A 20565-nucleotide genomic window follows, 5' to 3' on the forward strand; every position below is an offset into this window, starting at 1 on the left:
CCCGCTACACATCACGGACATAAACCCGGAATAGAGCGGAATCCATCTGCCGATTTTCAATACGATGCCTAGGCCACTCTTAGCGTATGACTAGAGGCATTCCTATCAATTTTTTCGCTTCCTCCTCCAAGATCGCTCGCAGCTTCCGTTCATCCTCTCGATATGGCAAAGCCATAAAAATAGTCATTTTACCCGTGGATGTATAAGAAGCCTCAAAGAGAATTCGCTTTTTCCCTTTTATAAACAGGTGATCGTATTCACTTGGTTGACTCTTGTTCTGCTCACCCAGGAAGTTGCAAATCATAGGTGTCATCTGTAAGGATTGGATGAGTGAGTGATGGGAAAGAGGATAGTTCTCCGTTACGTCTGGATTTTGCACGAGATTGGTGAAATGAATGTTGCTCTCCTTTGCGAGATCCAACCGAACTTTCACATACGTTTCCATCTCATCGAGACTCCACGACGGATCAATATGAAGCGGAATATGATCGATGCACTCGCCAAGCACATCGAAGAAATGGTTCCCCATAAAGGATCTGCCAAAGTTCATTAGAAAGATGGGAGCCTTTTGGACTCCATAACTTCTTTCACAAAATCTGGCTAAAAGAGCAATCGGAATCCGCGCATTTTCTATCTCCTGTGGGTTATCCATATCCATTTCGCAGGTAACAATCGTGTATCCGTCCAAAGCGGATGAAGATGGAAGCTGTCTTTCGATGGACAAAAGACTATTCTCAAATCCGTGAAGATCAAATTCCTCCATAATCTGCTGATCTTCGATTCCGACTGGACCCTTCGTGATTTGCCGGACAAAGTCCCAATACGTATTCCGACCATTTTCCGGGAGTTCTGTACCATTCTCCAAAGCTTCGTAATACAGGTTCAAGTCGTTTTGCAGAACCTCACTGCTAATAAAATCAAAAATGAGATGCGACGCCGGGAATATGAACGAGTACTCCTTCTCGCTCTCTTTCAGCAAGATCACTTTGTATGACAACGAGCCGATCGAATCATCCTGCTTGTAAAAATATTCGCTCTGTAAAAGATGGCGCACCGCTTCTTTTCTTTCTTCTGAATCGCCCGATACATCAACAACAGGGAGCGCAATTTCACGAGGGCAAGGATATTCCTTCCAATATGGCTCTTCTCCCTCAAAAGCCAGCGTGCATCGCAGCAAATGATGCCGCTCTAAGACGTTAAGAAAGGCCTTTTCCAGCGTCCTAGAATCGATCATCCGCTCAAAGCGAATCACGGTTCCAGAAATATCCTTTTCCTGTACATGATAGCGCTGTGAAGGTGACAGCGGCTGTCTGATAAAGGTCTGCTGATTGATGATCGCCTCCGAATAACGAAGGAGCTGCTGATCTATGTCGTTGACGAAGCGCTCCTGCCAGGACAACGATTCCTTCTCATCAAACATAGCCTCTTGGAAAAGCTTCTTCTCTTTTTCCCATGCTTTTTGCCCGAGATCCAGATATTGAATGGCGTGCGGCTGAATCGAAGGATCACAAGATCTACGCAATAAGGACAGGATTTCTTGGTGTTTGTCCCGCGCATTTTCCTCCACGTACAGAACAGCTCGGTGCTTGCTGCCGAACGGCACCTCTACATAGTTGCTTCGTACTTGGAAATGGGCGTAGATCAAGGTTTCCAGCTCATTTTTATCATGCGCTTTTGTGGTACGAATCCGGTTTACGGTATCTATATATCCTGCTAGAGCTCTGACCGTATCGTATTGGAAGATCGTTTGAATCTTCACTTCTATGCCTTCCTTATGCAGTCGCGCTACCAGTTGGATCGCTTTGATAGAATGCCCGCCCAGATCATAAAAATGGTCATCCACACTGATTTCCTGGAGGTCGAGCACTTCTTTCCAGATTTCCGCCAGCTTCATCTCCTGCTCTGTAACAGGTGGGTTCAGTTGCTTACCTGCCTCCCTGATCATGACAGGCTCAGGTAATGCCCTCCGATCTATTTTTCCATTCGGTGTTACAGGCATTCTCTCAAGGACGTGGATATACGTTGGTACCATATAGGCCGGAAGGGTAGACAAAAGCTCCTGACGCAAATCTCTGTTCCACTCAGGCTGCTCCCAGACCAGATAAGCGATCAGGCAGGCTTCTCCTCCCTGCTCTTTTTTGGCCAACACGACCGCTTCCTTCACTCCTGTCTGGGATTGGATCACGTTTTCAATCTCATCAAGCTCGATACGGAAACCGCGTATCTTGACCTGATTGTCCATTCGCCCCAAATATTCCAGACTTCCATCCGCAAGCCATTTCACCATATCTCCCGTCTTGTAGAGCCTTGAGCCGGAAGTAAACGGATCTGCCAAAAATTTCTCGTTCGTCAATTCCTCTCGATTGATGTAGCCATCAGCGACGCTAATGCCCGCAATCGCTAACTCACCTGGAATTCCCTCAGGCTGCAAATGACCATGCGGATCTAACACGTATACTTTTGTGTTGGCGATGGGCTTTCCGATTGGAACTTGCTGTGGCAGCTCTTCTTGCCCTTCATACTTCCAAGTCGTTGCACAAATGGTTGTTTCGGTTGGACCGTATGCGTTGATGTATCGGCAATGCGCGCTCCATTTATGCACGAGCTCCCAGTTTGTTGCGGAACCTGCGGTGATTAACGTTTGCAATTTCGGGAAATTTTCCGGCTCCAAATACGTCACGAATGTAGGGGGGAGCGTCGCGACCGTTACTTCATGCCGCAGTAAATACTCACTGAAAGCCTGCGAATCGAGTGCGACTTCCTTTGAAACAATAACCAATCTCGCCCCTGTCAATACCCCCATCGTAAACTCCCAGACAGAGGCATCAAAGGAGATGCTGGCAAACTGCAGCACTCTGTCATTTTTGGTGATGCCGAGATCGTTGATGAAAAACTGCTGGAGGTTGGCGATTCCGACGTGATGTAGCCTTACCCCTTTTGGCTTCCCCGTTGACCCGGAGGTATAGATGACGTAGGCCAGGTCACTGGAACGATGAAGGGTCTGTACATCAGATGTAACGTCGGTGTATATGCTCCTATCATCAAGATTGATCAACATTGTTGCAGGGAGAATACGCTTTGCGTACGCTACCGTCGGATCATGGACCAAAACAATGCTGGCCCCGCTATCTTCGATCATATAGCTGATCCGTTCGCTCGGATGGTCGGTGCTAATTGGGAGAAAGGCACCACCCGCTTTTAAAACGGCCAAGATGGCGAGGCTGTAAGCGGTAGAGCGCTCCACCATCACACCAACAACGCTGCCTGGTTTTACCCCTTTCTCACGCAGCACGTGAGCCAGCGCATCGGACTTGTCATCTAATTCTTGATACGTGTAGCTGCCATCCTGATCGACCACGGCAATATGATGCGGTCCCTTTTTGACCTGTTCCTTAAATAGCTGGTCAATCGTTCGCGTTTGATCAACCAGCATCTCCGTGTCATTCCATTGTTGCAGAATGAGAGCCTGCTCCTCGTCCGTGACCATTTGCATGTTTGCAATCGGCTGGTCAGGATTGCGGACGACACTTTGAATCAGCTGATTCAAATGCGCTCGTACTTTTTGCAGGTAGGCATCACTGTAGGCAAGTGCGTTATAAATAAAGTGAACTTCTAATTCCTTCCCGGGAATCATGCACAAGTTGAAGTCGTAGCTGGTTTGCTCATATCCTTGGACATCCGTGATTCCGAATAAACCGCCTTTTCCATCTTCGTCGGATGCCTCCTCCGTCAATGGATAGTTCTCAAAAACCATCAGATGCTGAATCAGGTTTTGTTTTAATGTGGTTTCGGACTGAATATCCGCCAGAGACATGTATTGGTAGCTGCTTGTGGCTGTGAAAAATTGTTGCACCTGCCCGAGCAACTCCGAAAATGTCTGTTTACCTTCACTGCGAATCCGCATGGGGATCGTATTGACAAACAGCCCAACCATTTCTTCTACGCCAACGAGCTCAGAGGGACGGCCTGAAACGACTGATCCGAAGACAACATCATTGGCATAGTTGTATCGTTGCAGCAACAATCCCCAAAGGGAATGAAAGACGATGCTCAGTGTCACATCATTTGATCTCGCTATTTGCTCCAAACGGGCAGTCGTTTCCCGATCAATGCGGAACACGATCGCTTCTCGTTGGTACCCTTTACCGGTTGAAATATATTCAACCGGTAAAGGAGATTGCTGATCAAATCCATCCAGACTATCTCGCCAGAACGAGAGTCCTTCTTGTTTATTTTGCTTGCCAAGCCAAGTGACATAGCTACTGAAGGAATACGGTGGCGCCAGCTCAGCCTTCTTATTTTGAAGATACGAGCGATAGATATGGAAAAAGTCTTTTGCGACAATCCCCAAGCACCAGCCATCCATAATAATATGGTGGAAGCTCCACACCATCTTGTATTTCGACTCACTCAATTTCATAACGGTCATCCGAAACAACAGATCTTTCTCCAGATCAAATCTCTTGCTCCGATCCCGTACAAGAAATTGCTCCACAAATGCTTCTTGTTCATTCTGAGTCAGGTCAGAGATGTCCTCGATCTGAATAGCTGCTTCTCTTTGCTTCAACACGATTTGCAGCGGCTTTTTACTATCTTTATAGTGAAAGACTGTTCGCAGGATATCGAATCTTTCGACCAGGTCGCGAAAGCTCTGATCAAGGAGATCAAGCCGCAACGACTCCTCCATCGTAATCACCGTTTGTTCGAAGTGAACCTCTGATTCAGGATGAAGGATAAAGTGATATAGCATGCCTTCTTGCATTGGTGTCAAGCGGTATATATTTTTAATTTGAACACCATTCAAACCTCATCACCACCAGCTATCATTGAATTTTTTCACCCAACAGTTGGGAAAGATGATCTAATTCCTCAATGGACATCTCATCGTATGTGAAATCTGTTGGGCTTTGCTCGACTGTCTCTTTCGATAAGCAGTGCGTTATGATTTCTACGATCTTTTCTCGGTAGGCATCCACGAGGCGCTGAATGGTTCCTTCTTCAAACTCTTCACGATGATACGTAAAAGTGAGAGTTAGCTTGCGATTCACAACCATGCCATTCACATCAAGCGCAAAGGAACGAATGGCGGTCGGACTGATTTCTCGGCCCGGTGACAGGGAAGAAGTCGTTATGCTCCCTGATTCCAAGTCTGTATCAAATTGTCCCAAGTAGTTAAAACTGATCTCGGGCTTTACCTGGAACGTTAACGGAACATCGGCTTGTCCCGCAGACAGGTATTGTAAAATGCTGTATCCAACACCTTTGTTCGGCACACGTCTCAGGCTATCTTTTACCATTTTGATTTGATAGCCGAGGGATTCCGATCGGCTCATATCCAGTACGAATGGATACTGGGCTGTAAACCATCCGACAGTGCGTGAAATATCGATGCCCTTCACGATCTCTTCTCTGCCATGTCCCTCCAGATTCACGAGCACATGCTCTATCCCCGCCCACTCTTTTACCGCCGAACCCAACGCCGTAAGCAACAAATCATTCACTTCCGTGTTATAAGCCTGGTGGCTCTGCTTCAGCAGCTTTTCTGTGAAGGCTTCATCAAGCTCGATGGTGACATCTGTTGTATCTTGCATAAGCAGTGCCCCATTCGTTTCCGCCTTTGCCAGCGGAGAGAATGGCATTTCCTCGACCTGCTTCCAATATCCGATTTCCTGTTGAATTTCGCTTCCCTGTGCATATTTTTGCAATTCTTCTGACCAGGTTTGATAGGAATCGGTTTTCATAGGCAAAGCAGGCTCTTCTTTCTGCAACAATGCGTCATACACTGTATGGAAATCTTCTAGAAGAATCCGCCATGAGACACCATCGACAACGAGATGATGAATCACGATTAACAAGTGATCTCCAGCTTCTGTTCGGAAAAGGCCGAGATTTACCAACGCGGTATCCGTCAAATCGATCCCTTCCTGTATAAGCTGAGCAGCTTGCTCCATCTCCTCTACGTTTTGCGCCGAAAACTCCTTGACCATAATCGGAACCAGGCACTCCTCCAGTTTCCGATGCTCCTGGACAATGTCTGACTCATTCATTTGGAATTTCATTCGCAAAGCATCATGATGCTCTATGAGCTTCGTAAATGCTTGTTGAACCAGTTCTGGATCGAAGCCAGCTTCTCTGAACAACATGACCGATTGATTGTAATGATGAGGGTTCTGATGGTTTTGTTCAAAAAAGTTCATCTGGATTGGTGTCAACGCGACTGCTCCCATTACAGGCCCTTGATCAATTTGTCTGGTCAGTGTCTGGAGATATCTAGCTGCACTGCGAATACGCGGATTTTGGAACAAGTCTTTCAATCGGAGCTCATACCCATGACTCCTCAATCTCGCAATCATCTGAAGTGCTTTAATGGAGTCTCCCCCAAGCTCAAAGAAGTTGTGGGTCACACTTACTTGCGCAAGCCCCAGCACATCCTGCCAGATGGTGACCATGATTTGTTCCTGTTCATCGGACGGCTCAACGATGTGTTCCTCTACCAAGAGAGAGCGATCAGGAAGAGGGAGTTTTTTCCGATCTACTTTTCCAACAGCCGTAATCGGCATAGCGTCTAGTCGAACGAAGAAAGACGGGATCATGTAATCCGGCAAATCTTTCGCGAGCAGGTCTCTCCACTCATCAGCCGTAAGCTCATGCTCTGTCACAATATAAGCGCATAAGTACTTGCTACCATTTTCCTCTTCTCTGGCGATAACGATTGCTTCCTTTACCTGTTCCAGCGAAAGCAGCTTGCTTTCAATTTCACCTGGCTCGATTCGATATCCCCTGATTTTGATCTGGAAATCCTTCCTGCCCAGGAAGTGGATATTCCCATCCGGTAAATAGACAGCCAGATCTCCTGTCTTATACATTTTTTCGTAGCCCGGTTCCGCATATGGATTATCGACAAAGCTCTGTCTCGTTAGCTCCTCGTTATGCAAATAACCTAATCCAAGCGGCATACCTGAGATGTAGATTTCTCCTGGGACACCTATCGGCACTCGTTTTCCGTATGGATCGAGTAGAAGGATTTTCGTGTTAAAGATCGGTTTTCCAATCGGGATGCGATCTTCCTCTCCCGTAATTTGATAGGCAATGCATCCGATACTTGCTTCTGTCGGACCATACAAATTCGTCGGAGATACATACTGGTATATTTTCAGGAATTTGGAAACCGCAGACGGAACAATTTCCTCGCCACCGATAATGATCTTTTTGAGCGATTGTAATTTGCCCTGCAGCTCGAGATTTTCGGCTAACTGATTAACGATCACATTAAAAACAGATGGAACGAAATCAGTTAAAGTAATCTGTTCGTCTTCAATGATTCCAGCCATGTAATCAGCCGAGACAGTCATCCCCGTTGTAGGCAAAACTGTTTTTCCGCCATTGGTCAGCGGCCAGAAGAATTGCCAAATGGCACTGTCATATACATGGTTGGTGGTCTGAAGGACAGATTGCGCTGCCTCTTGTCCAAAATAATCATTCATCCAGTTAAAGCGGTTGACGATCCCTCTATGCGGTACGACGACTCCTTTTGGTTTGCCTGTTGAGCCAGAAGTAAAAATGACATAGATGGGGTCTTCCGGCGATACGGACAGATTATGATTTTCCACTTCCGTTGTCAGGTGCTCCAGATCAATCTCGACCAATTTCGCTCCCAAATCCGTTTCCGTAAAAGCATGTCCAGATTCTACGAATACGAACTCGCTACCCAACTCGGCAATAACAGACTGGAGTCGATCAACAGGCCACTGAACGTCCAATGGTGAAAACGCAGCTCCCGTCTTCATTACACCTAATAACGATACGACCAATTCCAGACTTCTTTCCATAAGCACTGGTACATACTTGCCTTTTCCTATCCCGCGTTTCAGCAGATCCGATGCGACTGCGTTGGCTTTCTCGTTCAATTGTTGGTAAGTGATTGTCGAGCCTTGATAGGAAACGGCAATTCGATTTGGATAAAGTCTGGCTGATTCCTCGATGGCAACATGGATCGGGTGTACCACAGGATACTCTCGCTTCGTATCATTACTGAGCTTCTCCAAAAACTGCACTTCTTCCAAAGACATGAGGTCAATCTCGCCCACAAGAATATCCATGTTCGCAGCTATCTGCCGCAAGACGTTTGTAAAATGGCTAATAAAACGCTCCATCGTTTCAGGCTTAAATAGGCTCGTGCTATATTCGCACTCCACGAAAAAGCCTTCATTTCTCATCTCGACATTCATGACGATGTCTAACTTGGATATTTTCGTTGGGAATGGATAAAGCCTGACCTCTACCCTGTTCCAGTCAAAGGCCGTATCTGCCACATTGTCATACGAGAACATGGTGTCAAACAATGGATTCCTGCTTGGGTCACGTCGAACCTGAAGCTTTTCTACCAGGTCTTCCAATGGATAATCCTGATGTTCAATCGCCAATAGGGACTTCTCACTTAGCTCTTGAACAAACTCGCGGAACGTCTTGTTGCCTGCTGGATAGTTTCGCAGAGCAAGCGTATTTACAAACATTCCCACTACATTTTGAATATCGGTGTGGTTTCTTCCTGCCACCGGGGTCCCAACGACAATGTCCTCTTGCCCAGTATATTTGGACAGCAAAACGTTGTACGCCGCCAATAGAATCGAAAAGACCGTTACGTTTGCTTCCTTCGCCAAGGACTGCAATCTGCGGGATACATCCGCATCAATCTCGCTTTCGACCGTACCCCCTTCAAAACTTTGAAACTGCGGTCGCGGATAGTCCGTAGGCAGATTCATAACAGGTAATTCCCCGCTGAATTCATCTATCCAAAACTTCTCCTGCTTTTGCGACTGCCCCGTCGTCTTGATCTGTTTCAACCAAGCCGAATAATCCTTGTACTGAACGGTGAGTGGTTCTGGATTTTGCCCGTTATACAGTTGATTTAACTCATCAATCACAACGCTCACCGATGTTCCATCTGCAATGATGTGGTGCATGTCAATCAGGAGTAAATGCTTGTCCTCCGCCAATTTGACCAACTTAACGCGCAATAATGGTGCCTGGCTCAGTTCGAAGGGTTGAATGAACGTCCGAATGAGAGCTTCTATACGTTCAGGACTGTCCTCTTCGCTAGCATGATCGATGGCAAAATGGACAGAGTCATGGACAAATTGTTTCGGCTCACCATTTACGTAGTCGAAGGATGTACGGAACGCCTCATGCCTTTGGATGAGAGATTGAAATGCGTTTTCCAATGCTATAGAATCCAGCTGCCCGGAAAGAACCAAAGCGCCTGCCATGTTATAGGCCACACTCGTTTCATCGAGTGATTGAACGGTGAAAATCCTTTTTTGTGAAGGAGAGAGCTCATAGTGCTCTTGTTTTCCAACCGCCTGAATCAACGGCATTTCTGCTTGGGTCGCTTCGGAAATGACGTGGGCAAAGCTCCTGACGGTAGGATTTTGGAAAACAGCTCGCAGCGGAATCTCTGCCTGCCACTCCTTGTTCACTTTGGCAAGAAGAATGGCAGCATGCAGCGAATGTCCACCGATCTCAAAGAATCGATCCAGAACGCCAACTCGCTCGATCCCCAAGACCTCTTGCCATATTTCTGCAAGTTTTCTCTCATTTTCTGTCGCTGGCGCTACGTAATCCTCGGATACAAGCTTAGACAGATCGGGTTCTGGCAAGGCATTTCGATCGATTTTGCCGTTTGGCGTCACAGGCAGCTCTGCCAATTGGATGATAAAGGTCGGTACCATGAACTCAGGCAGGGACTCGGCTAAGAACCCCTTGATTTCGGATGGACTTACTCCCTCATCCGTCGTGTAATACGCGCACAACACAACGGATTCATCTCCCTTTGTCTTCGGGAGCACAATGGCATTGCGAACCTTTTCATGACGTAACAGCTGATTTTCGACTTCACCAAGCTCCACACGGTAACCACGTATCTTCAATTGGTAGTCCGAACGACCAACAAACTCCATATTTCCATCTGCCATCCAGCGGACAATATCCCCGGTCTTATACATGTTCTCACCAGGACGGAAAGGATTTTGGATGAAGCGCTCACGGGTTAATTCTTCTCGGTTCAAATAACCCCGCGCAACACCTGCTCCCCCGATATATAGTTCACCATAAACACCTACCGGCTGCGGCCGCAATTGGGAATCCAACACATAAAATTCTGTGTTTTGCAGCGGTTTTCCGATCGGAACATTTCCGGTTGTCATTTCTGTATCGCCAGCGATTTCGAAGTAGCTGGAATCAATAGCAGCCTCAGTGACTCCATAGCTATTGATGATTTTAATCTGCCCGAAACGCTCGACCAAACGGACAAACGCTTCGCTTTGGCATGTATCTGAACCAAGAATCAGCAGTTTCAGATGATTGAGCGGCAATCCATTTTGATAAACGTACTCCATAAAAGGAAGAACAAGAGCAGGTGTCGATTCAAACAAGGAAATTTCATACCGGGTCAACCACTGATAAAGAACCGGAAGATCAATCCTTACCTCACTTGGACAAATCACCAAATGTCCACCATGCAGCAGAGCCCTGCACAAATCCCCTGCAAACACGTCAAAAGAGAAACTCGCCATCTGCAAGAGATTCACATTCATCTCTTCTAATTCGTATTCGTACCGCCATGTATTGGCGACACTCACCAGATTGCGATGCTCGATCATGACCCCTTTGGGTTTGCCAGTAGTACCCGAGGTATAAATGATATAGGCGAGATCGTTCGGCCCGGAAACGGCGTCGAGATTGGACGAATCCTCCCTGTAGCTGGTCTCTGCGTCCAGATCGATAATGGTGCCGCTGAAGTCTACTCCGCTCTGCCCATTTTGGTTGACCAGCATGACCTTTGCGTGACTGTCTTCCAGCATGAACGAAATGCGGTCCTTTGGATACTGCGGATCAATCGGAACATAGGCTCCTCCCGCTTTCATGACTGCCAGAACAGCGACGACCATGTTAATCGAGCGTTCTGCCAAAATCGCAACGGAGCTATTTGGTTTTACACCCTGATCACGCAGAGTCCGTGCCAATCGGTTTGCTTTCGCATTCAGCTCCTGATAGCTGATCTGCTCTTCCCCGTAAGAAACAGCGACTTTCTCTGCATGGCGGATTGCTTCTGCTTCAAACCATTCATAGAACGTTGGATGGAGAGGAGCAGGTATTTGCCTTCTCGCTTGATTAAAGTCGGCAACCACCTGATTGATATCTTCACTGGACAAGTACTCCAAATCAGCTAAGCAGCTCTCATTAGACTGCAGAATGGAGTGAAGAATCTTGGCAAAGTGTTTAGCCATTCGCTCAACCGTACCGCGTTTAAACAGATGCGTGCTGTAATCAAATTGGCAAGTGAGCGTTGTCCCATCGTCATGGACATCAAGACTGAGATCAAAAAGGGATACGCCTTTCGAATATTCATACGTTGTCACTTTGAAATCATCTGAGGCCACGTCGTCAAAGGATTCATAATGGTAATCAAACATGGTATCAAATAGCGGATTCCGGCTCAAATCTTTGTTTAGTTGAAGAGCATCAACCAGTTTTTCAAATGGGTACTCCTGATTTTCAAATGCAAGGAGGGCTTGATTTTTCACTTCTTTCAGGAAGTCCTTAAAGGTCTTGCTTCCTGTTGGATAGTTACGGATAGCCAACGTATTTACAAACATGCCGATCATTCGTTCCAAATCAGGGTGTTGTCTTCCCGCCACAGCAGAACCGACAATCAGCTCCTCCTGTCCGGTGTATCGGTAAAGCATGACATTGTAAGCAGCCAGCAATACCATATACAAGGTCGTGTCAGTTTCCCTAGCCAATTGGAGCAACTGTTTTCTGACTTCCTCACCGATTCCCATAGTCAAGCGGTCACCTTCAAAGGATTGAACCGGCGGTCTTTGGTAATCGACGGGGAGCTTCAGCACGGGGAGTTCTCCTTGGCTAAATTGCTCAAGCCAGTACTCCTTTTGAGCCAAGAGCTGTTCTGACTGTTCCCTCTCCTGCTCCCATGCCACGAAATCTTTATACGTCACGCCAAGCTCAGGCAGTGATTCTCCTCTATACGTATGGAGTAGCTCACGAATAAACAGAGAAACGGAATAGCCGTCCGAAATAATGTGGTGCATGTCCACAGCCACAATGAAGCGTTTGGCTGACACTTGGAAAATTTTTGTTCGGATAAGTGGTGCTTTGCTCAGATCAAATGGCTGGATAAAGGTCCGAATCGCCTCATTGACATCCTCTTCGGCCAATTGTTCGACCTCAATATCCAATGGCAGATCGTCATGTAAAACTTGCACGACCTCATTATCCTTGATGACAAAGTTGGTCCGGAAAGAATCATGTCTTTGAACAACCTGTTGCAAAGAGTGGATCAGACGATCAAGCTCCAGCTCCCCATCCAATTGTAAGTAGCCGGATAGGTTGTAGGCAGTTCCTCCATCCAGACCTTGGAGGATGTACATTCTTTTCTGTGCGGAAGAAGACTGATAGTAAGGCTGCAACTCGCATGAACGAATGGGTGTAAAAGCTTGATGCTTTGACGAGTCTACATATTTGGCTAACTCACGTATCGTCTGCGATTGGAAGATTTGATGCAAAGGAATTTGCACGTGGCATTCCTTGTAGATTCTACTGAGCATGACAGTCGCTTGTAAGGAGTTCCCGCCTTGTTCAAAAAAATTATCATCCAGATACATCGGGGAGCTGCCCAAGATTTCCTGCCATATGACTCTAATAGTCTCTTCGGTCGCCGTTCCAGCCGGCTCTACTTCTCTACCGCTCATGCTTCTTTGCCCAGTAAGCCGATCGGATGAATGGATAATTTGGATTTCTCCATTTCCTAGCGGAACAGCAGATTTCGTTGTTCGCTGCCAATGAGACGGGCTTGCATGCTCAAATTCCCCATCTGCTAAATACACCTGTCCGACCGCACCCACAGGGGCCAATTGCTGATACTGATCCAGGACATAGAGTGAAGCTCGTCCCACCTGATCATCTGGCATATCCTGCAAAAGTTCCGTCCATTCCGCTGTATATTTTCTCAGATTGCCATTGGATTCGCGTTTCATTTTTTCCATCTCGTCTGGCTGTAAAAGTGATAGTGAACGAATTCTTTCCTGATCGTCTTCTGCGATACGATCCAAAAGATTGGCAAAGTAGACGCCCCACTGGCGAAGAATCTCCGTGGTTACTACCCCACTTCGTGCATCCAGATCAACAACAAGCTCTCCGCCCACTTCTGTCACGTTTACAAAAAGATCGTACTTGCTGTAAATGATCCGATTGGGCAGCAGCGTAGCCTTCATTTGAGCGAAAGTCAGATTGTGAAGCGGTCGATCCATATTGAACAGCACAGAAAGCTCTGGCAAGTTCTGATGCGGCAAATTTTCAGCTAATGCTGCAAAGGAGTAGGCTTGATGCTTTTCCATCTCCGCAACCGCTTGTTTTACTCGGGACAAATATTCCGCAGCCGTATCATCGCCATCCATTTCCGTGCAAATCGGCAAAAGATTAACGCAGTTTCCGATCAAAGACATTTTACCGATATGGGATTGACCCGCAGTAGGAATCGCAACCACCATTTTTCTATTGCCAAGAATACGATGAAGGAAGAGGTTAAAAGAAGCGAGCAAGGTAATAAACAGACTGTTCTTGTTTTGAATGCTTCTTTTTCTTGCCTTCCTTGTGATGCTGCTGTCTATCTTGAAAGTAATTCTCTCGCCTGTAAAAGATGGTTTTCCCGTACCTCGTTTCTCCAAAGGAAAAACGAGCTTGGGGATTGGATCAGCGAATTTTTCGTTCCAGTACGCAAGCGCTTCCTGAAATGCTGGTTTCTGCATCTGATCTTCTTGCCAGTTTCGATAAGCAGAAAACGGTGTAGAAGGCTCGAGTGCTATTGGTCGTTTCTGTATAAGGGCCGAGTAGATGTCATCCAGCTCTTTGATAAACACAGCCATGGACCACCCATCCGCAATCATGTGATGGAAGGTGTAGGAAGTCAGGAATTTGGCGGGAGCCAGCTTGATGACACTTACCCGATACAGGGGGTCCTCAGAAGACAGCTCAAATGGCGTGCCTGTTTGTTCCTCCAGCAGCTGATTCTTTTTTTCTTCCTGTTCCCCAGACGAAAGGTGGCTCAAATCCACAAATCGAACACGTACATCCCTCTTGGGCAGAATCACCTGATACTCTCCGTTGGTATCAATGATGGTTCGCAATGCTTCATGACGATCCACCATGGCTTGGACAGCCTGCTCAAACACAGGGATATCAAGCTCTCCCTCGACCTGTAGTGAGGCTGTCTCGTTAAAAGCCGCGGATGCTTCCACGCGATATTTGACTGCAAACCACATTTGTTTCTGTTCTGGGCTAAGGGGAAGCCTCAGTTCTTCCCCCACCCTTTCCACAAGCGTTGCCTCGGGCTTTTGCCCATCCTGTCTCGTAAAGCTTGTCATTTCGATAACTTGATTTTGTTTGCATCCTCCACTCGGAGAAGTTGGCGGTGGCTCCGGCAAAAAGCCTCCTCGACGCAAATCATCAATACTCTCCTTCACCGCTTGGATCAGTCTCTCGATATCCTCATCAGTATGAGCAGTGGAAAGGAAGCAATTTCTGCCCTCCCATATATAAATGCCCTTGCTGATCAGATGATAGAAGAACAATTCGATATCAGTAAACGATACGAAGCGGAACAAGGAACCACAATTAATCATCTGGATTGGAATCTGCTCGTTCTTAAAATACGCGTTAAGCGTTTCTACTAAGTAGAGGGTCTTTTGCGTGATCGCTTCCTGAAGCTGCGGCCCCTGCTCCTTCAAATATTCCAGCGTTGCGATCGCAGCATGCATCGTCAGTGGATGCGTACAAAACGTTCCGCCCACAAACGTCTTTTTCTCAGCGTTTACCGGGTAAGATTGGTCTCCAAAATTCCAAACTCCCCCATCCACTGCATCCATAAACGCAGCTTTCCCGGCTACAACACCGATCGGCATGCCGCCACCCGGAACTTTTCCATAGGTAACGAGGTCTGCTTCTATTCCATACCATGCCTGTGCACCACCAAGATGTATGCGGAATCCCGTAATGATCTCGTCAAAAATAAGGGCAGTGCCTGATTGGCTTGTAATCTCTCTGACTTCCTTCAAGAATTCCACCGGCTGCAAATCCGGACGGCGGCTTTGAACAGGCTCGACTAAAACTGCGGCCAGTTCATGAGCATGTTTCTTAATCAGCTCAATTGATTTTGGATGGTTGTAGTTTAAGACCAGGACGTCATCCACCGTATGCTGGGTAATACCTGGTGCCATCGGTATGGCCTTCCCATCTTGGGACTCAAGATCAGCAACAGTCAGAATGCCGTCAAATGTACCGTGATAGGAGCCGGAGAATAAGGCGATTTTCGAGCGGCCTGTAACAGCCCTGGCCAAGCGTAGTGCCACCATTACTGCCTCTGTCCCGGAATTGTAAAACGCGACACGCTGCACTCCGGTTAGCTCGCTGATTAATTCCGCTACCCTTCCAGCTACATCCGACATTGGACCCAGCGGAGGCAAATCAGATTGAATCTGCTCCTCCAGCTTTTTCATGATAAATGCTGGATTATGACCAAGCAGGTTTACACCGAATCCCATCGTCAGATCGAGATATTCATTTCCATCCAGATCCCACATTTTGGAACCAGCTGATGCTTGCGTAATGATTGGGTAAACCATTTCCTTCCAATAGGAACGGAATCCAGACACATTGCGATTGCTGGCATGCACAAATCGGTGCTCTTGTGTATACTGCTTGGATTTCTTTGTCTTTTCCGTATAGCTTTGAATAAATGCGTTCAGATACTCTCTTTGTTTTGGTGTAAAATTGCCTCGTTCACCGATCATCAGTGGCTGATACGGTATAAATGGCTTCTGACGTTCCTCTTCATTCCCCTTGACCTTGACCGGTGGTTTTGCCTCAGGTTTCTTGATCTCGGGAGCAACAATCACAGATTCAGCGCTTTGTTTTGGCACAAAGCTTTGTTCCTGATTCAACAGCTCCAATTGCTTTTGTAATAGCGTAGCCATTTGGTTTTGGTGTTCAGATAAGAGCGAAATCTGCTTTTCGATAATGGTTTCAACCGCCCCTGTGCTGATCGGGACTGGCATTTTCGTGGATTGCTCTCTCGGCTCTGATTGTTGAATAGGCTGAACGTCATTCTGTTCCTGTTCCACAACTACAGTTGCTTTCGGTTGCTCGATTGCCATCCATTCCATTTGTTTGGCAGAAGCCACAGCCGGGCTACTGGATAGCTCCAGTGCGATATGCGCTGCTAGCTTATCAACGCTGGTAATGGTTTCAAACAACTCTTGAGCCGGAATGACGACTCCAAACTTTTCCTGTATTTCACGATTGATTTGTACGAGCATAATAGAATCTAAGCCTAGCTCAAGAAAATGAAGGGATGGATCAATTTCTTCTACAGCAAAACCCGAAGCTTGATGAACCAACTCTTTCAGAACTTTTGCGATTGGCGCAGTTCCTATCTCTGACACAGTAGCACCTCTATTTCCGCTAATAGTATTCGGCTGTTCCGGAATGATACTGCTCATATCATCTGTAATCCAAGAGCGATGCTGATCGAAAGGATACACCGGCAATGGCATTTTTCTTCTCTTTTTGCCATCCCTGTAGAACGCATCCCAGTCAACCGTGGCGCCCTGTACATACAAATCGCATAAAGTAGTTGCATAGGAATACTTCATCTCGGTACTTGCCGTGTGGTACTTTTCCTGCACATCCCGCGCGGATTGACTCAACAGATGAACAGTCTCTTCTGGAACGCGATTTTTCCCAGGTGAGTAGACAAAAACATCTCGATCATTTTCAAGCCGGACCGCCAATCGGTCGAGCTTTTGTTCGAAATCGCTTCGGCTATGCAAAATGAGCGCAATCCGATAAGGAAGCGTTTCTCTCCCAGTATTTGCCGTATAGCACAAATCAGACAGAGAAAGCGGTCCGCAAGAAGATAGAAACTCCCGATAATTTTGAATCAGATGTTGAAGGGCTGACTCGGATTTGGCCGACAAGGTAAACACTTGCACCTCGTCTGAGACTGTCAGCTCCGCTTCATTTACCGGCACATACTCTTCCAAAATGACGTGGCTATTCGTCCCGCTAAACCCAAACGAGCTAACCCCGCATCTCCGTGGATGTCCATCTGTTTCCCATTTTTCCAGTCTGTTTTGCACATAGACTGGCGACTTTTCAAATGAGAAATTCCGATTGGGCTTCTGGAAATGAACGAGGGCTGGCAGCTCTTTGTGTTTCAATTGCAAAGCAGCCTTAATCAAGCCAGCGATTCCCGCTGCTTCATATAGATGTCCAATATTCGCTTTGACAGTGCCGATTCCACAAAACTGTTTCTTCTGTGTATATTGTCGGAATGCTCGTTGAATTCCGTCCAGCTCAACAGGGTCCCCCAGCTTTGTACCTGTTCCATGCGCTTCTATATAGCTAATCGTTTCTGGGTCGACTTGCGCATCCTTCCAAGCGTCTACGATTAATTCTGCCTGGGCCTGTGAGTTCGGAGCGGTAATCCCGACTGTAACACCGTCTTGATTAACAGCGCTTCCCTTAATCACAGCATAGATGTGATCCCCATCCTCGATGGCTTTTTCCAAAGGTTTTAACAGAACAGAAGCTACGCCTTCACCCCAACCTGTTCCATCCGATTGATCGTCAAACGCCCTTGAACGGTTGTCAGAGGATTCCATTCCAATTCCAGCCTTCAGCGCTAGCAGGATCGTTTTGACTCCCCCTGCCAAAGCCATCTCACAATCACCGTTTTGGATAGCCTTGCACGCCATATGAACCGCAACCAAGGAAGAAGAGCAGGCTGTATCCACGGTGACAGCAGGGCCGCGCAAATCAAGCAAGTGTGAAATGCGGCTCGCAATGATCGAAGGAAGGTTGCCTACTGCATAAGAAGGCAAATCTTTTGGACTTACCACTGACAAAAGTCGTTCGTAATCGTATCCCAGCTTGGAGAAGCCGACATACACCCCTACTTTTTCCCCTGAAAGCTTGTGGCCCCCATAGCCTGCATCCTCTAGCGTATTCCAAGCATTTTGAAGGAACAGCCTTTGGTTGGGGTCCATTAGCTTCGCTTCTTTCGGGGTGATCGAGAAGAACGAATGGTCAAACTTGTCAATCTCCTCTAAATAACCGCCCTCCACAAGGGTAGGATTGCCCAGCTCGCCTCTTATCAGCGATACATATTGTTCCGTGTCCTTTCGTCTCTGACCATGAAGCTCATGGATACAATCTTTTCCTGCCCGGATGTTTTGCCAAAATTGATCCACATCCTGAGCCTGCGGGAACTTACAAGAAATCCCGATAATCGCGATATCCTTTTGCTTCTGTTGGCTCGTATCTGTCTCTTTTATGTGATCAGTCGCTTGATCGTCAGGGAAGAGACTGCGAGAAAGCCTGGAGATTGTCGGATAGGCAAACAAATCTGTTACCGCCAACGTAATCCCCATCTCCTCTTCGATTCGCCCTGCTAACTGGGTCAACTGCATAGAGGAAGCACCTACGTCAAAATAACTGTCGTTTGGTCCCAATTTATCGGATTGAAGCACCTCGCGGCAAATGGCTAGCAGTTGTTTTTCCAATTCTTCGCGCAAGAGAGGTGATTTATCGGTTCTTTCCTCTTTTACCTGTTCGGTGGTTCGGCTTTGCATTTCCTCGGAAACCTCGCGAAATGCTCCGGACTGATACTCCCTAGCCACTCTATATCGTTCAACTTTTCCACTCGTTGTTTTGGGGATGCGCTGAATCGGCAAGACCTCGCTTATTCTCCACCCTGTTCGCTCGTTCAAATGCTTTTTCACTTTCTTAGAAAGCTCCATGAAGTCTTCAACACTTTTCCGGTGAAGGATAAACACTAGAATGTCTTCCTCTTTGCTCTCCTCGTTGAATACCCCGCAGGCAACGACCTTCCCAAGCTCGACTCCTTCGACTTCCTCAGCAATCCGCTCAATATCATGCGGATAAACGTTTTGACCATTCACGAAGATGATGTCTTTTTCACGCCCCGTAATGACAAGACGTTCGTTTCGCATAAAACCCAGATCCCCTGTTCTGAGCCATCCATCAGCCGTCATTACATTTGCGGTGGCAGTAGGGTTGTTGTAGTATCCAGCGGTTACATTCTTCCCTCTAATGTGGATATGGCCAACCGTATCGCTTGGCAGCTCATGATCCTCGTCATCACATATTCTTACCTCGCAAAAATCAATGGGGTAACCGACTTCTACTAGGGTGAGCGCTTCTGGATTTGTTTGATCCGTCATCTTGATTGGCTTTCCTATCTGGATAAACCTACGATCCAGAGAAAGCGTTGTAAAATGCAAGTTTTGATCAGGTATCGATACTCCCACAGAGGCTTCAGCCAATCCATAGCATGGGACCATGCTTGTTTTCTTCAATCCATAAGGGCTCATCTGATCCAAAAAATGATGGATCAATTCTGAAGCAATGGGTTCTGCACCATTTAGAATCGCACGAAGCGTAGACAAATCCCACTCTTCTGCCACTTCTGGTTTAAACCTAGACAACACATATTTATACCCAAAGTTCGGAGAAGAAGTAATTGTCGCCTTGTGCTCGCTTGCTTTCTTCAGCCATAGCGTAGGTCGCCTGATAAACAGTGAGGTATGAATAAAATAATGCTTAACTCCTGCGTACAACGGGGCTAAATGGAACGCGATCATCCCCATGTCATGAGTTAAGGGCATCCAGCTTAGGAATGAGTCAGACTCAGTCGTTTCAAGTCTGTTATTAATCGCAAGCACATTATGGACAAGGTTTTCATGCGTCAGGGTAACCCCTTTTGGATCCCCCGTAGACCCAGATGAAAATTGAATAAAGGCCACATGATCAACAGTAGGATAATAGATTGTGCCCTTCTCTTCTGTTTTCACGGTCTCATCAAGCAGGAAGGACTTTGACTTCAACGATTCCATTTCCGTCAGGTAGTTGTGTTTCCTAAAGAAATCCTCCAGTCGTTTCCAGACACTATCCGTTGTAATGAGATACGGATTGATTAATGTACGCCAAACCTTTAACAGCTTAAGACGATGCTCTTCGTTATCCCCTACAGAAATAGGAACAGCAATCATTCCACCGAGTAAGCATCCCCAAAAAAGGCAGACAAAAGTTCGAAGATTACTATCTTCAATTTGAAAAACGACCTCATCACCAGGTTTGATTCCACTTTTTTGGAGGATAAATAAATAGCCGAGGGCTTCTTCATACAATTCTTTATAGGAAACAAACACCTCATTCTGGTCTCCCAAAATGAAGGTAACGCCTTTATGGTCCTCGTTCTTCCACAATTCCAGCGCCTCTACTAATGTCTGAACAAAATGCAAAGCGTTGTTCCTCCCTTGTCCCATGTTTGATAGTTTCTAGCTTGCCTGATGAGCATCACCACTCAAAATGCTCCCTCTAGCATTTGTAAAACCCAATACATCGAGCTCTACTTTGATCTCCCCACGTGTTACAAGAGATGTGAATTTCCCCATTCTGTGACTCGTTGTA

2 protein-coding genes are annotated in these 20565 nt (G+C 46.7%); both read right to left on the bottom strand.

Annotated elements, in window-relative coordinates:
- Window positions 1–79 precede the first annotated feature (79 nt).
- Window positions 80–4804 carry a non-ribosomal peptide synthetase gene (locus HP570_RS01440; RefSeq protein ID WP_173624697.1) on the bottom strand — a complete coding sequence of 1575 codons (4725 nt, stop codon included), beginning with the start codon at window positions 4802–4804 and terminating at the stop codon, window positions 80–82.
- A gap of 19 nt (window positions 4805–4823) precedes the next feature.
- Window positions 4824–20396 (bottom strand): non-ribosomal peptide synthetase/type I polyketide synthase, encoded by a 15573-nt coding sequence (locus HP570_RS01445; protein WP_173624698.1) that lies wholly within the window; start codon window positions 20394–20396, stop codon window positions 4824–4826.
- Window positions 20397–20565: the final 169 nt, after the last annotated feature.

It is taken from the genome of Brevibacillus sp. RS1.1 (assembly GCF_013284365.1).
In the GTDB taxonomy this organism is placed as follows: Bacteria; Bacillota; Bacilli; order Brevibacillales; family Brevibacillaceae; genus Brevibacillus; species Brevibacillus brevis_D.